Here is a 20376-nt window from a genome sequence, read left to right as displayed (position 1 = left end):
AAATATATTATACCGTTATGTTCGTGTAAAGGGAAATATAACTCTACACTTTATCAGCTGTGCTTTAAATGTATGTAAAACTTTCTTTCTCTCTTCATAATCTTCTACATCAGCTTCTTCCCAAAGCCCACGATTTGCCCCTCGCTCGATTAATGCAAACCTCCCCTTTCTCCAGTTGTATTGCCGCAAGACCAATGTATAAGACATAGCATCTATATCAAGCTCATCTAAATACTCTTCTAAAACAAGCTTAGTTCCTTCATCTAAATACTTAACAAATAGTTATGAATCATCAAAATTAAAATCAACCAAATTCCATATAGACCCATTACTGGTTAAAATGTTATAATGGAGTTACCCTACATAGTTACTCATAGCCAGACTGAGGAACTAGCGTCTTATTAAGTAATGCGCATAACTAAAATAAAAAAGACACTTTTTAAAGTGTCTTTTTTATTTATATTCTATCCCTAGGAATTATCTCTTTTATAAACAGAATCTATCAAACAATAAAGGAGACTAACAGATGGAACATCCTGTTGCAAGAGAATTACGTTTTATACGGGTTTGTCTTATCATTTTGATTATTGTCATTGCATTCTGGGACCGGGAGAAAACTGTGGAAATTACTGATCACGGTAGCGATCCTATTTTAAACACCAGCAATATGACCCAAGTTGGTGAGAATACATTTGCATACAAAGATGAATCGAATCAAATTAAAATATTTAAGTTTAATCCAGATACAAATGAAATAAAATTAATAAAAGAGTTTTATGCTAACGAATATTAATGAAATGACATTGGACAAAAGGCACCTCAAGGTGTCTTTTTTATTTTCAAAAGGACCCGCTCATGTTTATACTTCAAAACATAAAGTAAATGGAATCCGTTAAAAAACACGAGTGACCCTTTGTTTTCCCCTCTTATTAAAGGAGGAACTATTATGGGATTTGGTGGTAGTTGCGGCGAAGGCTGCGGTTTTGCTGGAGGATTTGCACTATTAGTTGTATTGTTTATTTTATTAATCATCGTTGGAGCTTCTTGCTTCTGCTAAAAAACTATTGGAAAAGACACTCTTATATGGGTGTCTTTTCTTTGTAAACTAAAATGTATGTGAAATGAAAACATAGTAAGAATAGAATACTCACTTAAATTATTTTTCACTTCACAAACTACACCCAAAAAGTTGGATAATTTCTTTTACTACTCATATTATTAATGAATAAAGCAATAACTACAATAACAACGGAGCCAATTAAAACTGGTGTTACTAAATAACTCCAACTATTTGCCCCTAAAATAACGATAATCGGATCGGCGCCTGCTGGAGGGTGCGTCGTTCTCGTTAACATCATAACGGCTATTGCCATCCCCACCGCTAAAGCAATTGTCCAATATTCATTCCCAAACAAATGATATATTGATAGACCGATGAAAGTTGAAATCAAATGTCCTCCAATAATATTACGCGGCTGAGATAATGGCGCATTCCAAACTCCAAACGCCAATACACAACTCGCCCCAAATGGAGCCATTAATAATTCTGTAGAGGTTATGCTCGTTAAATATGTTAAGGTAAGAATTGTTAAAAATCCCCCTAGTAGTCCCGTTAAAGAGTCCTTTACATTTACTTGTAATGGGCTTCTTCCTTTCCCTTTCATTTTCGTAAAATATCGTACACTTATTGGTTGAGGATCTTTCTGCTTAGTTGCTGTTATATTATCCATCGTTCTCCTCCTTTATTTACCAACAATTATAACCTGACATAACTAACCTGTAAACATTAATTTTAAGGGTTAGTTCAAGAATACAAAAAAAGAATCAACTGTTATAAGTTGATTCCCTAAACTTCTTCACATTTTCGATTCTGGAATTTTGCTACCTTTTTCCGGTTCCCACATATTTTCATAGAACACCATTTTCGTTTTCCACTCTTATCTATAAATAATAAAACACAGTCAGGGTTTGAACACCTTTTAAGGAAAATAAGCTTATTTTCTACTATTAAAGTTAAAGCATCAAATGCAATTAACGATGTGAGTACATCCTCGATTTCTCCAACCGGGATAGGTACTAGCTGCTGTTCAATGATTTTATATGTAAACGGTGCTTTCTCAATTTGTTTTTCTAAATACGTAATAAAATCATTGGAAATTTCGTGCTGATCAGCAATTGCCTCAAACTGCTTTCTCATTATATTTCTTATTTCTAATATACTAGATGTAACCAGCTTCATTCGCTCTTGAATCCCTATAAATGTTTTTCCATTCAAAAAAGGAAGATTAACCTTTATTACATGTAACCATTCTAATACATCTTCATCTGTTATTAATAAATCATAACGTTGTCCACGCCTAACTAACTCTGTATTTACTAAATCTAATGAGAGATTTCCCGATATAAGCGGGAATTGTTTTGTTTCATGCATGTACTCATCACCTTCTCTTTAAATAATCATATTCCAAATTAATACAGAAGTACAACTTTTTTATAAAGTACAAAGTATGAAGATTAAAGCCTTTAGCCATAATTACGACTAGAGGCTTTTGTATATAAGTAAATGAAAAAGGAGCTAATTTTATGGAACATAATAAAAATGGAGTACTTGCTTTAATTGTTTTATTTTTAGGATTAGTGTTTTTTGTTAGTGGAATGGTTTATCATTTATGGGGCTCATTTTAATTTCAACTTTTAGACAGATAAATAATTCGAATCAGAGAAATGTACAACATTTTCCCTTTTCCTTCCAAAATCAATATAATAAGATATAAAATGTAATACATATAAAGACAAATATATATAGCACTCATTAAAAGTGCTTCTATTTTGGAAGGAAGAAACAAACGATGAACAAAAAGTTATTAACATCATTATTATGTAGCACATTCTTGTTTGGAGTATCAGCTTGCAGTTCACATGATACATCTGCGAAAAACGAGCAAAAGACTTCAAAAAAAACAGAGAATAACGAACTTAATCGCAAGAATCCGCAAAAAGAACTTCCTACCAATGTAGATTCCTCTGATGTATACATGTCAATGGGATCTGCCGAGTCATTAGATGTTCTAGGGACTGGAGAAGTTAAAGCACAAGGTGTCTTTAAAGTATTAGATATCGCAGTTTATAATCGCAAAGAAGAACCCATTACACTAGATATCAACAACTTTAAATTAATTGATGAATTCGGAAAAGAATATCACATTTCTAATGAACATCAATCCGTACTTAAAGCTGCAAATACCTCTACATTTAAATTTGGCATTGTTAACCCTGATGAACATTCGGAAGGAAACATTGTATTTGATGTACCGAAAAACACGCAAGGATTAACTTTAAAAATTAATAATGATAAGTTAGATAAAGAACTCCAATTAAAAGTGGAATAGGCCAAATAAATACGTCTCCCTTAACATTCTCTACTGACATAAAAAAGTACAGTCTTTTCTACAGCAGACTGTACTTTTTTACTTATCATTTCACATAACATTCCCTAATTTTTTTGACTAGATGCTCTCCAATCACGAAAAGATGTTGGGCGTCCAGAAAAAGCCCTTTGCTTTGTAACAGATGGTTTTTCTTCAGGAGTCATTGTTTTTTCTTTAAGAGTCGCTGGTTTTTCTTTAAGCGTCACTGATTTTTCTTCAAGAATAGTCACAGCTGTTTGCATTTTCTCTAACTGTTCTTTCAACAATTGTTGTTCAATCTTTAAATCCGTAAGTAAACGTAAAATCATCTCAGAATTAGCCATAAGATCCTCCTTCCCCCAATACACAGAATAAAATACAATATGTAGAAGACGAAATACCGGTGACAAAAATAAGGTCGTCAACTCTTTTTAACTTCCAAAATCCTTTTATTTTTTAAGGACCTGCTCCATTCATCCTTAAAAACATAAATTAAATTAAATCCATTAATAAATGGTCTTTATGGAAGGAGGAGTTAATATGGGATATGGCGGTAGTTGTGGTGGAGGCTGTGGTTTCGGCGGCGGATTTGCCTTACTTGTTGTGCTCTTCATCTTATTAATCATCGTTGGCGCTAGCTGTTGGGGCGGCGGATTCGGCTGCTAAGGAGAGGCACTCTTGAGAGTGTCTTTTTTTGATATGCGGCTCGTATACATATTGTTCAAATCTATATATTTTTTAAAAATATAGATTTAAAACATATTTCTCAATGAATAAAACAACTTAACATGGTAAAATAATATTTGGATGGGAGTCCAATATATTATTAAAATTAAGATGGTTCAAGTCGAAGGAAGGCACCTTAGGGTGTCTTTTCTTTTTTATAAATAATTATAAATTAAAATCGAAAAAGATGCTTACTACTTACAAGGAACATTTTGTTCAGTCCAACTATCCCCATATTTATTTGAAACTAATTACTATCATAAATATAAAGAAGTTATAGATAAAATAGTGAGGTAAATAAAGCAAAAAAATAATAAGCTGCCCATATGGACAGCTTATTTACATCATTACATTTCTATTATTTATCTTACCACCTGAACAGATGCTGGTTTCCACCCCTGATTTTCTACCCAATCAATATTAACCTTATATTTTTTATTATTTTGCTTATCTCGTACATTACCGTAGGCTTTATTATTACCATTATTCCCAATAAAATCGAAAATCAATTGGCTCTCTGGAACATCAACAGCATAAGAAATTGCTTTTTTCATCTCACTCCAATCTACTGTTCCTTCTTTAAATTTCATTTCAGGTTTTGCTCCTTGCTCGGTACCAATTGGCTTCCAAGAAGGATTAGTTTGAGAACCCTTTTCTTGAGATGCCGCTTTTTCTTCCTCATTATTTTCATTTCCGTTTGTTTTTACCGATTTTTCTGCTTTTGATTTCTCTTCTAGCTGTGCTGCTTCTTTATCTTCAGTTTTCTTCTCTTCTATCTTTGCTACCTCTTTATCTTCAGTTTTCTTCTCTTCTAGCTGTGCTGTTTCTTTATCTTCAGTTTTCTTCTCTTCTATCTTTGCTACCTCTTTATCTTCAGTTTTCTTCTCTTCTATCTTTGTTGCTTTCTTTTCTTGAGCAATTGCTTTCTTTGATGTATTAGAAGCAGTAAATAACTGGTATGTCACTATACCAACTGTCACTAATATTAAAGTAAATGCAATATTAAAAATTGCCTTTTGACGACGATTCTGTTGTTTTTCTTGAAATCTACTTACTTGTCCCATTCTTCAAACCTCCGCGTTTACTTTCTCCTCTACTCTTTATGTATTATCTCTATAATTTTCTTAATATTTTATTAAATAATAGAAATAAACTACACTTTCCTACAGGATCTCAGATCATAATAAAATTTATTTTTTTCAAGCATCTGACATATGTCATTCAAAATAGTTTAATACATTAAAAATTGATAAGCTTCCGCACTTAAGAAACCTTCAATTTTATTCAAAGGTGATTCCAATTATGTCCACATTAGATCTCCTGTAGAAAGCTTTTTAACAATTAAACCTCTTCTTCCCTTATTTATAATTTTTAAATTAAATTTCCCTCTATAGTATAATAAAGATGTTTCGTTTTCTAATGGGGTATGTCGTAAAATCAAAAGAGATTTTATCTCTTTTACCTTCTTTTCAGAGTAAATTTCACCACTAGGAAATTCTATTATTCCTAATGTAATCTTTAATTCGCTCTCATCGAAAGGCCACACCTTATTAAGTTCCCTTATCTTTTGTATAAAACTTCTTTTGGTTTGTCCTATATATAGCAATGTTACATTCTTAGCACATACTCTAGAGATTGCAAATATCCCCTTCTTAGAAGCTTCTTCCCTATTATAAAAATCATTTATACTATACATTCCATACCATTTAATATTTACTGTTTCTATGAATCTCACCTCATTTTTAGACAATATTATAATTTCTGAATGTTCAAATTATAATGGGCGCATAGTCCTGATTACTTGAATTATAAATTGTGCTTTTCAATAATACATTTTATTATTACTAATTTCAATAATACAAAAAAAATACAATATTATAGTTTAATTACAAAACTTTATAAAAAAACAAAGTGATGTCGTACCAAATATTATATTTTTTTCAATATCAGACTATCGTGAACAAAAGTTAGGGAGTTATGGAATAAAATATAATTTGTATGTACATACATTTCTTTAAAAGAAGTTTTGTAGTTTGCAACTGAATTAAAAAAACATAGATTTTTATGACTCTTTTTGAGGATATAGCAAAGTGGGATCTTTTATATGCACGTTACTATACCGAACTAAATTTCGGTATAGTATTTTTTTGCAACTCCTTGATTTTTCACCAAATACTTATAAAAATCAATAGTATGAAAATAAACTACTGGCTAAAAGTTTACTTTCGATAAAATAAAAAAGAAACTGCTCCATTCATTGTTAAAAACATAAGGTAAAGCGAGCCTGTTAAAATACATGAATGAACCTTAGTTTTATCCTCTTACCTAAAGGAGGAACTATTATGGGCTATGGTGGTAATTGCGGAGAAGGCTGTGGTTTTGCTGGCGGATTTGCTTTACTCGTTGTACTCTTTATACTATTAATCATTATCGGATGCAGTTGCTTCTGCTAAAAAACTATTAGAAAGGACACTCTTATATAAGTGTCTTTTCTTTATGAAAAATATCTAACTATCAACCTTTTCCTTATGATTTCTAACATCAACAAAGGGTGATACAAACTATTACATATGTTTGTACCACCCTTTATTGATGCGTTTAAACTTCACAGGTGTTGAAGCTTTAAACTTCTCCCTTTGTGCACCCATATTATTAGAACATCCTGTAATCTGTAGACAAAATGTAGCTAATAAAAACAATATTAATAATTTCTTCAATAAATCCTCCTACATACATAAAACACCATATGTTACAAAACAAACATAACATCAACTCTTTATAAAAACAACATAATCCTTGGTACTTAAGCTATCTCTTAACATAGGAGTACCACCACATATCCATCAAGCTAAGATTTTAAAATATCCCCTGCTTAAGGAATTTGTAAGTATCAAGTAAGAAAAACGAGAGCTTTGTTTCCTATAATCAAAATAGAAAGTGAAGGAAGGAAGATTATTTCTGGGATTAATATGCATGTGACAAGAGAAAAAATCTACGTTTTTTAGAATAATAATATTAGTATGTCCAAGTTTTGGAGATTACTTGCAAATATTTTGAAGTTTTCGCACTAAAATTCTAATTACTATACCTGTTTTTTACCATCACATATTGGAGGTTAAAACATGAATAAAAAAAAGAAAATAGAAAGATCTGCACTTACCTTTACCCTACTCTTTTCTTTAGGCGTTTCATCTTTCCCGCTTACAACAACTATTCACGCAGATACACACGAGGAACAATCTGCTGAAAAGAAACTAGTCTCTTTAACGGAGCGTACATCATTATTTTTTGAATATCTCCAGCAAGGTAAGTATGCAGAGGCACTACAGTTGACGTCTGCTGCTTTTCAATCCAAGTTTACAGCAACCACATTACAAAACTGGTGGACACAAAGTGGTTGGAGCGGGATAAAAAGCATGGGAATCCCCGTGATAAAAAAACGAAACTTGGTCCATCAGACGGTGGAAATTCCAGCAGCTACCGAAGGAACTACCATACCGCTACTCCTTAAATTCACACCTGGCGGGAAAGTAGATGAAATTGGAGAAAGGCCACCCGAGGAATCTTATACCATCCCGCATCCTAGCTATGATCAACCTGACTCCTATCAAGAACGTGAAATCGTCATTGGAAATTCTACCTATCCGTTACCAGCGACATTAACAGTTCCGAAACATAAGCGTGGTGAAAAACTGCCCGTAGTTGTTCTTGTTCATGGTGCTGGCATCCATGATCGCGATAGCACATATATGGGAACAAAAATCTTACGAGACATTGCGGTGGGCCTTTCATCCAACGGAATTGCAGTGTTGCGCTATGAAAAGCGCACCTTAGAACATGCATTAAAGATGAGTGCAGAACCTGTTACATTAGACCGTGATACTACAGATGATGCCATATATGCAGCAAAATCAGTAGCGCAGCAGGAAGGCATTGATCCAAATAATATTTTCATTCTTGGACATAGCCTAGGAGCTGGCACAATGCCACGTATACTGAACAAAGCGCCTTCCTCACTTGTCCGAGGAAGCATCTTACTCGCACCACCTGCACGCCCTTTGACTGACATTGCCATTGATCAGTATGAATACCTTGGGGCGTCAAAGGAAGAAATCACTGAACTAAAAAGACAGGTTGCTTTTATTCAGGATCCTACTTTCAATCCTGACCGTCCTCCAGCTGACTACAATTTTGGGTCACCTCATTTTATGTATGATGTTTCTAGGTGGCGTCCAGTTGAAGAGGCAAAATTACGAAAAGAGCCTTTACTCATTCTGCAAGGAGCACGCGATTACCAAGTAACAGTAAAAGATGAATATACAAAATGGCAAGAAGGACTTTCAAACCGCGGAAATGTTCAGTTCAAAAAATACCCGAAATTGAATCATTTCTTCATGGAAGGTGGCGGTGAATTAAGTCTTCCTAGTGAATACGAAATCCCTGCTAATGTTCCCGAGTACGTCATCCAGGACATTATTACATGGATCAACGAGACAAAAAAATAAGAAAACATCAAAATCCTTCATGCAATCATCATTGCGTGAAGGATTTTTGAAACTAGTGATTCAGACATATCTATTATAATTATATTTTTCTACGCACTAAATAAAAAGCTAAGGACCCCATAATGACAGGTGCAGCGAAGTCAAAGAAATGTGAAAAAGTAAAAGTAAAAAGAAAAAGAAATGGTATAAGTGTATAGATAAATGCTAGTCCTATAAATAAAGGAATTCCAAATTGAAACTCTCGACATCGTTTAATTTTCCTATATAAAACTTCCCCAAGTAAACAAGCTATGAGAGCTGGTATACTACCATAAGTGACGATAGTTTTTATGAATCCATGTAAAACGTCCGGGTGAATAAAGCTAGGATTAAAAATATATGAAATTAAGAACCATCCAAAAATAAAAGCAAACAGACTTGCAGCATAACTAACTACAAATTTTATCAAAGTAAGCAACGTAATCATCCCCATAATTTCCTAATATTATCTTCATTGTATCATTTTCTCTTAAAAAGATTCCAAAAGGGTATACTTGCCCTTCAGCTTTCTTTTTTAATGCTTGTTCAAGACGTATTTTTTGATGTTATTCTGTATAAAAAACTTCTGGGAGCAACCTGTTCTGTTGGCTTGATGAGCATGATATGCCGCTAATATTTCGAAAAAAATTACGCTAAACAAAAAACTATAACAAACTTTCCATATGGGCAACTAAATTACATCAAAAAAGACACCCTTAAGGTGCCTTTCTCCGACTGGATAACCACTTTAATTTTACAAATGTGTATTGGACTTCCATCCTCAACGAATGGAAAGTAGAGATGCTTCAATTATGTACCGATCTGGAGCGTCTCCTATATAGTCAAAAGGATAACAAGTTGTTAATGTTAATGTTGACTCACTTTTTTCTACAATAACTGTTCGATCTTCTGAATCTGTTATCCAATGCTTTTTAATTTCATATGTATATGTTTTATTTTCATATTCCACGATAAGTTGGTCATTTTCCTTTAATTGACCAAGCTCGGTAAAAACAGTATCTCTATGTCCACTTAAAACTGTATGACCATTTCCAGATGGTGTAGTAGTTAAGTCACTAACAAACATACCTACACCCTTTTTTAATACTTTATCATCAGCTCCCCAATATACAGAGTATTTCTTTTGTATTTTAGGGATAATTAAATATGCTACTTTATCTCCTAACTGATGGTTTACCTTTGAAGCAGGAATTTGTACAGGTTCTTCAGATTGTAATGAAGTGTCAATCTTTGTCTCTGTCTCTATCTCTGTTTGATTGATTTTTTGCGTTTCATTTTCTTTAGAAGGTGTGGAGGTCTCATATTGTTTAGCCTCGTTAGTTGTTAACGACTCTGCTGATTGTCTAGCACTATACCATTCTAGAAAATAATAGGAAAAGATAGTAAGTCCAATAACAGTTAAACATAAGCCTATCCATTGTTTTTTATTCACTTTTATCACTCCATTTGAAAACGACAGGATTTCTCCTGCCGTTTTAAGGAACTATTTTATGCGTTTGTCTTTTTACGACGGAACATTAATACAGAACCAGCTAATGCTAATCCTAAGCTTGCTAACATCATTGTAACACCGTTTGATGCTGTATTAGGTAATTTTTCACCTTGTTTTTTCGTTTCTTTTTTCACAACTGTATTAGTATTTTTCTTTGTTTCTTTTGCAGTTGTTTGAGGCTTAGTTTGTTCTTGTTTATTATTTGTTGTTTGGTTGTTTTGTTTTGAATTCTCTTGCTTAGTGTTTTCTTGTTTAACAGGTTCTTGTTTAGTGTTTTCCTGTTTAGTGTTTTCTTGTTTAGTGTTTTCTTGTTTAGGTTGTTCTTGAGGTTTAGTAGTTTCTTTATTTTCTGTTGTAGTATTTGTGCTCTTTGGATATTTATAATCTTCACATGGAATGCCGTCTTTATCATTATCTAAACGGTGTGGATCATTTCCAACACCATATCCATTTTGATCCCAGAATGCTTGAGCATCTTGTTGACTTTTAAAATGGCCACAGTTTTTTGTATCATTAGGACTCTTAGCTGCAAATGCAGAAGAACTGTACCCCACTGTTAATAGTGTTACCGCTGTTGCTGAAGCTAATAATTTTTTCATAAATTTCTTTATCCCCCTAAATGGTATGTATTTACATTGAAATATTTTACATTTAAAAAATTAAAAATACAATAATAATTTGTAGATAAATGTAAGATTTCTAGATAATAATACCAAACTATTAATTCGTATATTGTCATATTATGTCGAAAGAAAATAAAAAAAGAGCCAAGGCCCTCTTTAATAACTACTAATAACCATAGTCACTATCCTCACAGTAATATGAATTTGATTCATCATAACAAATATATGTTGTTTGTTGGATAAATAATGGACTCGGTGAAGCGTTAGCTGTAGTAGCATTTGAGACAGTAATACTTTGAAAACATCCTCAAGTAAGAAAGTTTTTGTATCTCTTGATGTTAATGTTGTTAGTGTAAAAACTCCCTTTAGATGTATACGGAGGTTTTTTAAATTTATATTTTATTAGATTCATAAACTTCTCATAAATTATAATACAAAATATAGAAATACAGTTATAATATACTATGTTCTTATATATTTTTGGGGAGGATTTATAGTGAATAAAGTATATGAATTTAAAAGTGCTGGAAAGTCTACAATTACTATTGATGGGAATTTTATCCGCATAAAAAGAAAAGGCTTTGTAAACCTTATGAATCATGGTTTAGATGGCGAAAAGACAATTGATATCAATACGTTAACTGGGGTACAAATGAAGCAGGCTGGATTTACTAGTGGATATATCCAATTTATTTTTATGGGGAGTAAAGAAAGCAAAGGTGGAGTATTTGCAGCTACAAAAGATGAAAATACAGTTATGTTTGTAAAAAAAGAGCAAAAAATGGCTGAAGAAATCAAAACATACATAGAAGGAATATTGTCAAATAAGGGGCAAACACAAGTGGCTGCAACTACAAGTGGTGCTGACGAAATATTAAAGTATAAAGAGTTGTTAGACCAAGGTATTATTACTGAAGAAGAATTCCAAGCGAAGAAAAAACAATTATTAGGTATATAGAGGGCACTCAGTTGAGTGCTTTTTTATTTTATGGATATCAACACATACACATCAAGCTAAAAATTCTTTGTGTTTTATACTAAGGAAATTTATTTTTATCATTTTGGTGAGGAACGTTTTCCTTAACCTGATAGCGATGGGGTGCCGCCAGCATTCCGAAAAAATCACGCTAAGCAAAAAATATAATAAGCTGTCGATATAGACAGCCCTTTACATAATTATCGTTATTGGAATCAAAATAAACTTACACATCCAAACTATTGATAATAGCTAATATTTGATGATCTGTCCATTTGCCATTAATCCTTATATTTTCTTTCGCTATACCTTCTTTTTTAAACCCCACTTTTTCTAATACACGAATAGATGCTATATTATCAAGCATCGCTCCTGCTTCAATTCTATGTAGCTTTAATTCCCTAAAAGCAAAATCTACAACAAGTTGAAGAGCCTCTGTTGTATAGCCCTTTGCATTATGCTCCTTATCTAAAGTAAATCCCGTATAACAGCTTTGGAGGTCCCCCCTAACAATTTGAGTTAATGAAATGTCTCCGATAAGCTTATCATTTTCTCTTAAAAAGATTCCAAAAGGGTATACTTGCCCTTCAGCTGTCTTTTTTAGAGCTTGTTCAAGACGTATTTTTTGATGTTCTTCTGTATAAAAAACTTCTGGGAGCAACGGGCAAACTCTTTGAAAAAATTCGCGATTTCTAATATGTAAGTTAGCTAACTCGTTAGCATCAGCAGTTTTATAAAGCCGAATATAAATGTGCTTCCCTACTAGTTTCATAACATCCCTCCAACATTTTTATATGTCTAATGAGGCAAAAGTATACCGTATACTTTATACAGTTGGCTATTGTCAGGAATCATTTTGCACGAAAGAAAAGACACTCTATATGAGTGTCTTTTCCAATAGTTTTTAGCAGAAGCAAGAAGCTCCAACGATGATTAATAAAATGAATAACACAACTAATAAAGCAAAGCCTCCAGAAAAGCCACAACCGCCACAACTACCACCATAACCCATAATAGTTCCTCCTTTAGATAAGAGGGGAAAACTAAGGTTCACTCATGTATTTTAATGGATTCGTTTCATCTTATGTTTTTCCGCATTGATTGAGCAGGTCCTTTCGAAAACTATTCACATATTAACTATATTTTTAAAAATAAATAATTCGACTATATCAATAGATAGATAAATTAATATAATGTATTAATCCTAAAAGAAGGGAGGAATAGCCATGCAATTAGTTTGTTTTAAAATAGTAAGTGGTCAGTATTTCTTGTTTGTAGAAGGTATTCAAATTCCTGTACCAATTCCAGCAGTTGCTGCAGCTTTATTAATTGGTTTAGGAGTAATTCCACTTTGTTCTTAATGTAAGGAATTCGGATCATTCCTATCTTTCAATTGGAAAAGCCTCAAGTATATGAATACTTGAGGCTTTCTTTATATCAAAGAAAAAACACCTTACAGCGCTTGAAGATCTCCTGATTTAACTAATGCGGCCGTTACATCATCACCGAAAGTATTGAGACAGAATACTTGCTCGTCTACCTTATCCATTACTGTAGCTTCACCTATCTCGCCACCTTGAAGTTTAATAAAATAGTTATGTTCTTCTAAAATTTTACTAAAATCTCTATTTGCCCATCTTTCAGTAATTGCTAATAGCTCTTCTTTATTCTTGAAATTGTTTCCGTTTAGAATGTTTCTTACTTTCTCTGCATTCTTTTTAGACATAGGAATTGCTCCCTTTCCTTCACACGCTTTTACTTTTTGATGAGTCATGCTATGCATAGCTGAAATAACTTCTTCTTCAGCAGAAGTTACTGTAATGTGAAGTTGTGCATTTGAACCTTTAACTTCTGCTTCATTCGACAGTATGTCTTCTTTATCAACCTCTGCAAAAACATGGTCCTCACTCCCAAGCGGGACTTCAGCAAACTGTAACATTCCATAAGTTATACCAGTTGCAAGTACTACTCCCCCTATAATAGATGCTAGCCAATACGTTAGCTTCTTGTCCATCTTCATTTCCCCTGTCTTCGTTTAAATATCTTAAATACAGAATACCATATTTAATTCCTTTTTATTGAAGAGTCTCTAATTTCTACTATTTAAAAATATTCTCATCGTTTAATGTAATACGATATAATCATTTTATAATACAAAAAACCCCATATTCTCATTCCCTATTTTTTTGGAGGTGATTGTCTTGAATAAAAACATCAATCTACTTCTTCAAATAATAATTGGAATTATAATCATGATTGCACCTATTCTCATAACAGGATCTATATACGATGTCACTAAATCATTTGGTGAACTATTAGTGGCAGAACTTATTATAAGAACACTTTCTCTCATTATTGGACTCTTAGTTATTAGTACGGCTTTGCATCGTTATTCTCAATAATTATTCATGCTCAAAAAGGATAAATATTGTACATACCAATTCTTATGTATTAAGACATCAAAAAAAGTGTTACGAAAAAAATATGAAAAAGACATCTTTCCCTAGAAAAGATGTCTTTTTTATATAAACCTTAATTTTCGTTCTGTAAAACGCCCTTTACTTCTACTCCCTTTTTCTCTTCTTTTAAGAATAGCGATACGATAAAAGCAACAACAATAAAGACTAACCCTAGTGTAAATGCACCTTGGAATCCTGAAGTTAAACCGTTTAACTTCTCTACTGAGTCCAGTGGGTTTGCGGAGCTTTCCATATACTTAGTTGTTCCTGAAGACATTTTCGAAATAAAGATAGCCGTACCAATTGCGCCAGCTACTTGTTGTAACGTATTAAACAGTGCCGTTCCGTGCGGATATAAATCTGGTGTTAATTGATTTAAACCGTATGTTTGTACTGTCATGACAAACATGAGTCCAACCATTAATACGCTATGCATGACAATAATTTGTACCATTGATGTATCAGGAGTAATGCCTTTAAATAAGAACATTGCAATTCCTACTAACACAATGCCGGGAACGATAATAACTTTCGGACTAAATTTATCAAATAGTTTACCTGCGATTGGTCCCATTATGGCGCTAATGATACTTCCTGGAAGCATGATGATTCCTGATTTAAAAGCTGTAACGAGTAAAACTGTTTGCAGGAACATCGGTAATAAAGTCATCGTTGAAAATAACGACATCATCACAATGACGATCAATCCAACTGATATTGTAAACATCGGAACTTTAAATGCTCGTAATTCTAAAATTGGATTCTCAATTTTCAATTGTCGAACGACAAAAATACATAATGAGATAAGCCCAACAATTAAAGTGCCATACACTTTCGCATCGGACCATCCTAAATCACCTGATGCACTAAAGCTATACACAAACCCGCCAAATCCTAACGTCGATAAAAGGATAGATGGATAATCTACTTTTGGCCTTGTTAACTCTGAAACATTTTGAATGTACTTCATCCCAATCATAATGGAAATGATCACGATCGGAATAACAATATAGAATAACCAGCGCCAATTGAGTGAGTCTACGATTACTCCAGATAATGTAGGACCAATTGCTGGAGCTGCCATCATGACAAGTGCGATTAATCCCATTGTGGCACCACGTTTTTCAGGCGGACAAATAAGTAAAATCGTATTCATTAATAACGGTGAGATTAACCCCGTCGCTACAGCTTGGACGATACGGCCGATTAATAAAACGGAAAATGTCGGTGCAAATCCCGCAATTAATGTACCGACTAAAAACGTTACCATAGCGATCAAAAACATTTGTCTCGTTGTGATCCATTGCTGAAGTAACGCTGTAATCGGGACTAAAACACCAACTACTAACATGTAAGCTGTAGACAGCCATTGAATCGTTGAAGCCGTTACGCCAAATTCTTTCATTAATACGGTTAACGCATTACCAAGTAACGTTTCGTTTAATAATGCAACCATTGCCCCTAAAAGTAATGCAATTAAAATCGGGGTATGTTTCATATTAGAAGTATCAACTTTGCCACTTGCAGGGCTCTTAGTTGTCATATTCATTTACAGATTCTCCTCCTGTTTCTTACTTAAAAAACTTTAAATACACCAGAACACATGTAATATAATATACATATGTAGATTAAAAAGGGAGAATCAATTTTCAGCCACTGTATATTTAATCTACAAAAAAGGAGAATTGTAGATGAATGATAATGAAAAACAACTTGATTTACGTATTAGACGTACACATAAATTACTATGGGATTCTTTATTCGAATTAATGACGCAATCAAAACAAAAATATAGTACGATCACGATTAACCAAATTTGTGACCGCGCGATGGTACACCGAACAACCTTTTATAAACACTTTGAAGATAAAGATGCTTTATTAGCCTTTGGATTTAAACGATACAGCAAGATGATTGCGGGAATACCGGTTTCAGATCGATTAAGCAAACCATTTCAAGTAATGGAGCAATTTCTACACCATGAAGAAATCGGTAAAATATTAGAGACGCAAATGTCTGATGAACAATTTATTAACCGGACACAGCAGTTAAGTCACGAAACGAGAAAACAAGAAATAGAAGCGTTACATCAACTGCGCAAAAATCATACGATGCCAAACGATTTAATCATTGAGTTTTATTCAGGGGCAATCACCTCATTAAGCGCATGGTGGTTTAAAAATGAAAGAAGCGTTTCTGCGGCTGAAATGGATAGGTATCTCCACCAACTTATTAATCGGGATATTTTTCAGTTTGAAGAGGAATAAGACTACACCTTTTCAATCATGCAATAAAGTGAAACTTTAATCAGTGGGGGGTTTTGTTCATCCCCCACTGATTATCAGCCCTCACCAATCGGACTTTTACGGACAGTTGATCCCCCACCTAACTTCTTTGCTTCCACTGAATTTTGAGGTGGGGGTCTTACTGCCCGTTAAAGCGGGATCAAATTGACCACAAAATAGGAATATGATATATTTTCCGTAGAATACTATATAAGTGTGACATCAAATAAAATGGCATATAATAAAAAGAAGAGATGCGCTAACATCTCTTCCCTAACTGCTACCGTATGGGTGGTAGTTATTATAAGCTATTTCTTTTTACGAAACCCACCCTTTTGCTTCCTACGGCGCGGAGTGGGTTTTTTGCTGTCCTTATCCAGAAGTTGCTTCCGCAAAAAATACGCTGAAACTTCACGCACAGTCGCTTTGACAAACTCTTTTACAAGGTCAAACAAAAAGTCCATATTATCACCTCCTTTCCTTCCAAATAGAAAGAAGGGATAACTACCCACCCTCACAATATGCAGTTGATTTTATTTTATCAAATGATTGTAAAGATATTATGTAAACAAAACAAATGAAATTTTACATAAAAAAAGCCCTCCAAACTGGGCTTTTTTTTATACATACTATTACTTCCCAATTGTTCTGAAAAAACCGTCGATAAATTTAAGTTACAAATATTCAGAATTAATATTAAAATAAACAATGGGGATAAGGGTATGGGATTATAAAGTGAAACTTTAATCAGTGGGGGTTTTGTTCATCCCCCACTGATTATTAGTTGAACCAATCGGGCATTTACGGGCAGTTGATCTCCCACCTAACTTCTTTGCTCCAGCCGAATTTTGAGGTGAGAATCTTACTGCCCACAAATAGCAGGATTAAATTTATACATAACGAGGGAATAGAAATGAAACTACAATTAAAAGCGGATTTAATGTTACTACTAGTTACATTTTTTTGGGGTGCATCCATCCTACTTACAAAACTTGGACTTGATGGCATAGAAGAATATAATTTAATCGCATTACGATTTATTATCGCTTTTCTTTTATCAGGTTTAATATTTTACAAACATTTATTTAAGATCGATTTTAAAACTGTAAAATATGCATTTATACTCGCTTCTGTCTTATTTATCGTTTACATTTTCGCGACTTTCGGTACAAAGTATACGAGTGTTTCTAATGCTGGTTTCCTACTATGTCTCACAGTCATTTTCATTCCGATATTATCAGCTATATTTTTAAAACACATTCCGGAAAAGAAAGTTATAGTAGGAATCATTTTAACGATAATAGGAATCGGCTTATTAACATTAACTAGCGAATTCAAGATCGGTAACGGCGATATATTTTGCATACTGTCTGCCCTATTTTATGCGATCCACGTCATCATTACTGGAAGCGTAACGAAACATGTGAATTCCATTGCACTTGGAGTCATACAACTAGGTTTCGTCGGCCTATTTAGTCTTATTTTCTCATTCATTATAGAAACACCAAAACTTCCTAGCACGATCGACTCATGGCTAATCATATTAGCTTTAAGCATATTTTGCACCGCAGTCGCATTCATCGTGCAAGTAATTGCCCAGCAATACACTACACCTACCCATACAGGTCTTATTTTTTCATTAGAACCTGTCTTTTCCGCAGGCTTTGCTTTTGTTTTCACAGGTGAAACGCTGACAGGAAAAGGATACTTAGGGGCTACCCTTATATTGTTGAGTGTGTTAATTGCTGAGTTAGATTTTAAGAGTTTGTTGAGGCCTAATTATAAGAAGAATATAGAGTAAACATTTCACTATGATCAATAAACATACCCCAGAAAAATATGAGTTTATATTATTTTCATTCTCTTCACTTAGATTTTCTTTTTAGATGCTATCTTCAAACAAGGTAGCATCTAAAAAATGTTAAAAGGAATCTCTCCTTAGTATCTTCTTATACTTGATGTAGTTTGCATACTTGACCTTTTCTACGTTCTTTAATTACTTACTGAATATAGTCATACAGATTTTTCGCTAACAATAAACAAGTTACTGTAATGAAAAGGGCACGAACATAACCACTTCCTTTTTTTATAGCGAATTTGGAGCCAACAATCCCTCCAGCAATTTGAGCAATCCCCATTATAAAACCATACGCATAGTTTACTTGCCCTACATACATAAACATCAATAATGCACCAACATTACTTCCTAAATTAAGAAGCTTCGCATTACCTGCTGCTTTTAAAAAGTCATACCCAATAAATAAAAGAGAAAACATTAAAAACGAACCTGTTCCAGGACCTAGAAATCCATCATAAAAACCAATAGCAAAAACAAAGAAAGTAAAAATAATGACGTGTCGACCAGACAATTTCTTATGAGTGGAAATACTACCCCAATCCTTTTTGAATATCGTATAAATAGCGACCGCACCAAGCATAATCAGCATCAATGGCTTCAGTATTTCTGGGTTCATTAAATGAACGGTCCATGCCCCTATTATGGAACCTATGAAAGTGAGTGGAACTAATTTAAACGCCGATTTCAAATCAAGATTACCAGAACGGTAAAACACAATATTACTAGTTGCACTTCCCATTGTCGATGCTAGTTTATTCGTAGCTACTGCACTTGCTGGATTCAGTCCTGTAAATAATAAAGCTGGTAAAGCAATGAGTCCACCACCACCTACAACTGAATCAATAAATGCAGCTACAAATCCAAAAACAATCAAAATCATCAATACAGATGGGTCTAAATAAAAATCCATACTATTAACCTCCCCTTTAGTCACTATTCGAATAGTAACTAATAATTTGCTAAATGTAAACAGTTATTGTAACGTTGAAATATAAAGTGAAACTTTAATCAGTGGGGGGTTTTGTTCATCCCCCACTGATTATTAGCCTTCACCAATCGGGCTTTTACGGGCAGCCCGCCCCCCACCTAACTTCTTTGCTTCCGCTGAATTTTGAGGTGAGGGTCTTACTGCCCGGCAAATAGCGGGATAAAAGCAAACATCGGAGGACGAAAAAAGTGGACTACATAGTGCAACAGCTTAAAAAAATTGGTTTCAATGAATATGAAGCTAAATCTTATGTATCTCTTGTTAAACAAGGGCCTGTCACAGCCTACCAAGTGAGTAAAGATTCGGGTGTCCCAAGAGCGCGAATTTACGAGATTTTAGGTAACCTTGTAGAAAAAGGAATTGTCATGAAGGAAGAAATAAATGACACCACTCGCTATTCACCTCTACCTGTTGAAATCTTTTTACAGAAGGCGCAATCAGAATGGCAGTCTACTTACGAAGGAATTAGTGATTCATTAAAAACACTAGAAACTTCCGAGGAAAAAACGGATAATCGAGTGATTACTTTAAAAGACAATAAAACAATCATTAGCTATTGTCAGGCATTAATAAAAAAAGCAGAACGACGTATTGTCATTTCAATGTGGGATGAGATGTATGAAGCGTTAAAAGAAGATCTATCTGAAGTAGCTGATAAAGTTACAATACAAGGTATTACCCTGCATGTTGAAAATCCCATTAAAAATCTAGAAGCCCATCGCATAACACCTTATACAGAAACCTTGTCTACAGAACATTGGTTTATTGTATCGATAGATTCTAAAGAGATGATTTATGGACCATCACTTGAAGAGCGTAATATTGCTTTTTATACAGATGACCCCGTTCATATATACTTACTAGAGGATTATGTATGGCACGATGTTTTAGTAAATCGACTTGTCCGACGTAGCCAAGATGATTTGCAGCAATGGATCACTGCAGAGAGAAAATCCTTCTTTATGGGGAAATAAGAAACATATTCAAGAGCAAATCAAAAAATTTGCGTATTAAACCT

At 33.7% G+C, this 20376-nt stretch carries 27 protein-coding genes and 2 pseudogenes; 12 read left to right on the top strand and 17 right to left on the bottom strand.

The window, feature by feature from the left end:
• Nucleotides 1-15: 15 nt before the first annotated feature.
• Nucleotides 16-279, bottom strand: a pseudogene (locus JFU02_RS24465) (hypothetical protein); the annotation flags it as partial.
• A gap of 247 nt (nucleotides 280-526) precedes the next feature.
• Between JFU02_RS24465 and JFU02_RS24460 the strand changes: the two are divergent.
• Together JFU02_RS24460 and JFU02_RS24455 are read left to right on the top strand one after the other, a co-directional pair.
• The gene (locus JFU02_RS24460) at nucleotides 527-793 is read left to right on the top strand and encodes a YmzC family protein (protein WP_000400965.1); all 267 of its coding nucleotides are present in this window, start codon (nucleotides 527-529) and stop codon (nucleotides 791-793) included.
• Nucleotides 794-946: 153 nt separating this feature from the next.
• Nucleotides 947-1057, top strand: a complete 111-nt coding sequence (locus tag JFU02_RS24455) for a YjcZ family sporulation protein (RefSeq protein ID WP_000505669.1) — start codon at nucleotides 947-949, stop codon at nucleotides 1055-1057.
• A gap of 118 nt (nucleotides 1058-1175) precedes the next feature.
• On the opposite strand, the gene JFU02_RS24450 is transcribed toward JFU02_RS24455, so the two are convergent.
• The gene (locus tag JFU02_RS24450) at nucleotides 1176-1730 is read right to left on the bottom strand and encodes an HPP family protein (RefSeq protein ID WP_086406490.1); all 555 of its coding nucleotides are present in this window, start codon (nucleotides 1728-1730) and stop codon (nucleotides 1176-1178) included.
• A gap of 116 nt (nucleotides 1731-1846) precedes the next feature.
• Entirely contained in the window at nucleotides 1847-2431 is a 585-nt protein-coding gene (locus JFU02_RS24445; RefSeq protein ID WP_061667537.1) for a CGNR zinc finger domain-containing protein, read from the bottom strand.
• A gap of 418 nt (nucleotides 2432-2849) precedes the next feature.
• Here JFU02_RS24445 and JFU02_RS24440 point away from each other — a divergent pair, with 418 nt between their 5' ends.
• Entirely contained in the window at nucleotides 2850-3389 is a 540-nt protein-coding gene (locus JFU02_RS24440; RefSeq protein WP_086406489.1) for a DUF4352 domain-containing protein, read from the top strand.
• Nucleotides 3390-3493: 104 nt separating this feature from the next.
• Here JFU02_RS24440 and JFU02_RS24435 read toward each other — a convergent pair whose 3' ends face one another.
• Nucleotides 3494-3751, bottom strand: a complete 258-nt coding sequence (locus JFU02_RS24435; RefSeq protein WP_000013694.1) for a hypothetical protein — start codon at nucleotides 3749-3751, stop codon at nucleotides 3494-3496.
• Between the two features lie 196 nt (nucleotides 3752-3947).
• Here JFU02_RS24435 and JFU02_RS24430 point away from each other — a divergent pair, with 196 nt between their 5' ends.
• On the top strand, nucleotides 3948-4073 hold the full coding sequence (locus tag JFU02_RS24430; RefSeq protein ID WP_000540377.1) for a YjcZ family sporulation protein: 126 nt from the start codon (nucleotides 3948-3950) through the stop codon (nucleotides 4071-4073).
• Between the two features lie 422 nt (nucleotides 4074-4495).
• On the opposite strand, the gene JFU02_RS24425 is transcribed toward JFU02_RS24430, so the two are convergent.
• A complete protein-coding gene (locus tag JFU02_RS24425) occupies nucleotides 4496-5197 on the bottom strand; it encodes a YrrS family protein (protein ID WP_098471946.1) in 702 nt (233 codons plus the stop codon).
• A 236-nt stretch (nucleotides 5198-5433) separates the two neighbouring features.
• Nucleotides 5434-5868, bottom strand: a complete 435-nt coding sequence (locus JFU02_RS24420) for a hypothetical protein (protein ID WP_042973216.1) — start codon at nucleotides 5866-5868, stop codon at nucleotides 5434-5436.
• A 607-nt stretch (nucleotides 5869-6475) separates the two neighbouring features.
• On the opposite strand from JFU02_RS24420, the gene JFU02_RS24415 reads away from it, so the two are divergent.
• Nucleotides 6476-6586, top strand: coding sequence for a YjcZ family sporulation protein (locus tag JFU02_RS24415; protein ID WP_000540370.1), 111 nt, complete (start codon nucleotides 6476-6478; stop codon nucleotides 6584-6586).
• 111 nt (nucleotides 6587-6697) lie between these two features.
• Here JFU02_RS24415 and JFU02_RS24410 read toward each other — a convergent pair whose 3' ends face one another.
• The gene (locus JFU02_RS24410; protein ID WP_176543001.1) at nucleotides 6698-6850 is read right to left on the bottom strand and encodes a hypothetical protein; all 153 of its coding nucleotides are present in this window, start codon (nucleotides 6848-6850) and stop codon (nucleotides 6698-6700) included.
• Nucleotides 6851-7255: 405 nt separating this feature from the next.
• On the opposite strand from JFU02_RS24410, the gene JFU02_RS24405 reads away from it, so the two are divergent.
• Nucleotides 7256-8638, top strand: a complete 1383-nt coding sequence (locus tag JFU02_RS24405; protein ID WP_098867561.1) for an alpha/beta hydrolase family protein — start codon at nucleotides 7256-7258, stop codon at nucleotides 8636-8638.
• A gap of 79 nt (nucleotides 8639-8717) precedes the next feature.
• Here JFU02_RS24405 and JFU02_RS24400 read toward each other — a convergent pair whose 3' ends face one another.
• The 4 genes and pseudogenes from JFU02_RS24400 to JFU02_RS24385 form a co-directional block, all read right to left on the bottom strand.
• On the bottom strand, nucleotides 8718-9104 hold the full coding sequence (locus JFU02_RS24400) for a hypothetical protein (RefSeq protein ID WP_025988997.1): 387 nt from the start codon (nucleotides 9102-9104) through the stop codon (nucleotides 8718-8720).
• A 25-nt stretch (nucleotides 9105-9129) separates the two neighbouring features.
• Nucleotides 9130-9252, bottom strand: a pseudogene (locus JFU02_RS24395) (GNAT family N-acetyltransferase); the annotation flags it as partial.
• Nucleotides 9253-9437: 185 nt separating this feature from the next.
• Nucleotides 9438-10109 (bottom strand): class D sortase, encoded by a 672-nt coding sequence (locus JFU02_RS24390; protein WP_098316594.1) that lies wholly within the window; start codon nucleotides 10107-10109, stop codon nucleotides 9438-9440.
• A gap of 56 nt (nucleotides 10110-10165) precedes the next feature.
• Nucleotides 10166-10768: an excalibur calcium-binding domain-containing protein gene (locus JFU02_RS24385; protein WP_097820804.1), complete on the bottom strand. Its 603-nt coding sequence runs from the start codon at nucleotides 10766-10768 to the stop codon at nucleotides 10166-10168.
• A 520-nt stretch (nucleotides 10769-11288) separates the two neighbouring features.
• Between JFU02_RS24385 and JFU02_RS24380 the strand changes: the two genes are divergently transcribed.
• Nucleotides 11289-11750 carry a DUF4429 domain-containing protein gene (locus JFU02_RS24380; RefSeq protein WP_001045577.1) on the top strand — a complete coding sequence of 154 codons (462 nt, stop codon included), beginning with the start codon at nucleotides 11289-11291 and terminating at the stop codon, nucleotides 11748-11750.
• A 244-nt stretch (nucleotides 11751-11994) separates the two neighbouring features.
• On the opposite strand, the gene JFU02_RS24375 is transcribed toward JFU02_RS24380, so the two are convergent.
• Nucleotides 11995-12540 carry a GNAT family N-acetyltransferase gene (locus tag JFU02_RS24375; RefSeq protein ID WP_000779763.1) on the bottom strand — a complete coding sequence of 182 codons (546 nt, stop codon included), beginning with the start codon at nucleotides 12538-12540 and terminating at the stop codon, nucleotides 11995-11997.
• A gap of 132 nt (nucleotides 12541-12672) precedes the next feature.
• On the bottom strand, nucleotides 12673-12780 hold the full coding sequence (locus JFU02_RS24370; protein ID WP_000540375.1) for a YjcZ family sporulation protein: 108 nt from the start codon (nucleotides 12778-12780) through the stop codon (nucleotides 12673-12675).
• Nucleotides 12781-12994: 214 nt separating this feature from the next.
• On the opposite strand from JFU02_RS24370, the gene JFU02_RS32515 reads away from it, so the two are divergent.
• Entirely contained in the window at nucleotides 12995-13129 is a 135-nt protein-coding gene (locus tag JFU02_RS32515; protein ID WP_001177693.1) for a hypothetical protein, read from the top strand.
• A gap of 92 nt (nucleotides 13130-13221) precedes the next feature.
• On the opposite strand, the gene JFU02_RS24365 is transcribed toward JFU02_RS32515, so the two are convergent.
• The gene (locus JFU02_RS24365) at nucleotides 13222-13782 is read right to left on the bottom strand and encodes a PRK06770 family protein (protein WP_000358703.1); all 561 of its coding nucleotides are present in this window, start codon (nucleotides 13780-13782) and stop codon (nucleotides 13222-13224) included.
• A 187-nt stretch (nucleotides 13783-13969) separates the two neighbouring features.
• Here JFU02_RS24365 and JFU02_RS24360 point away from each other — a divergent pair, with 187 nt between their 5' ends.
• A complete protein-coding gene (locus JFU02_RS24360) occupies nucleotides 13970-14170 on the top strand; it encodes a hypothetical protein (protein WP_001038824.1) in 201 nt (66 codons plus the stop codon).
• Between the two features lie 130 nt (nucleotides 14171-14300).
• On the opposite strand, the gene JFU02_RS24355 is transcribed toward JFU02_RS24360, so the two are convergent.
• The gene (locus tag JFU02_RS24355; RefSeq protein WP_061667529.1) at nucleotides 14301-15776 is read right to left on the bottom strand and encodes an MDR family MFS transporter; all 1476 of its coding nucleotides are present in this window, start codon (nucleotides 15774-15776) and stop codon (nucleotides 14301-14303) included.
• Nucleotides 15777-15918: 142 nt separating this feature from the next.
• On the opposite strand from JFU02_RS24355, the gene JFU02_RS24350 reads away from it, so the two are divergent.
• On the top strand, nucleotides 15919-16494 hold the full coding sequence (locus JFU02_RS24350; RefSeq protein ID WP_000999308.1) for a TetR/AcrR family transcriptional regulator: 576 nt from the start codon (nucleotides 15919-15921) through the stop codon (nucleotides 16492-16494).
• A gap of 326 nt (nucleotides 16495-16820) precedes the next feature.
• Here the strand turns inward: JFU02_RS24350 and JFU02_RS24345 are convergent, their stop codons facing one another.
• On the bottom strand, nucleotides 16821-16976 hold the full coding sequence (locus tag JFU02_RS24345) for a hypothetical protein (protein WP_017762861.1): 156 nt from the start codon (nucleotides 16974-16976) through the stop codon (nucleotides 16821-16823).
• 449 nt (nucleotides 16977-17425) lie between these two features.
• Here JFU02_RS24345 and JFU02_RS24340 point away from each other — a divergent pair, with 449 nt between their 5' ends.
• Nucleotides 17426-18313 carry a DMT family transporter gene (locus tag JFU02_RS24340; protein ID WP_000776055.1) on the top strand — a complete coding sequence of 296 codons (888 nt, stop codon included), beginning with the start codon at nucleotides 17426-17428 and terminating at the stop codon, nucleotides 18311-18313.
• A 199-nt stretch (nucleotides 18314-18512) separates the two neighbouring features.
• Here the strand turns inward: JFU02_RS24340 and JFU02_RS24335 are convergent, their stop codons facing one another.
• Nucleotides 18513-19280 (bottom strand): TSUP family transporter, encoded by a 768-nt coding sequence (locus JFU02_RS24335; protein WP_000348454.1) that lies wholly within the window; start codon nucleotides 19278-19280, stop codon nucleotides 18513-18515.
• 266 nt (nucleotides 19281-19546) lie between these two features.
• On the opposite strand from JFU02_RS24335, the gene JFU02_RS24330 reads away from it, so the two are divergent.
• Entirely contained in the window at nucleotides 19547-20332 is a 786-nt protein-coding gene (locus tag JFU02_RS24330; protein ID WP_000384612.1) for a TrmB family transcriptional regulator, read from the top strand.
• The last annotated feature ends 44 nt before the right edge of the window (nucleotides 20333-20376 follow it).

It is taken from the genome of Bacillus sp. TH13, assembly GCF_016651175.1.
Classification (GTDB): domain Bacteria; phylum Bacillota; class Bacilli; order Bacillales; family Bacillaceae_G; genus Bacillus_A; species Bacillus_A thuringiensis_S.
The sequence above is the reverse complement of the archived record's forward strand: the minus strand, read 5'-3'. Positions and strand labels throughout refer to the sequence as shown.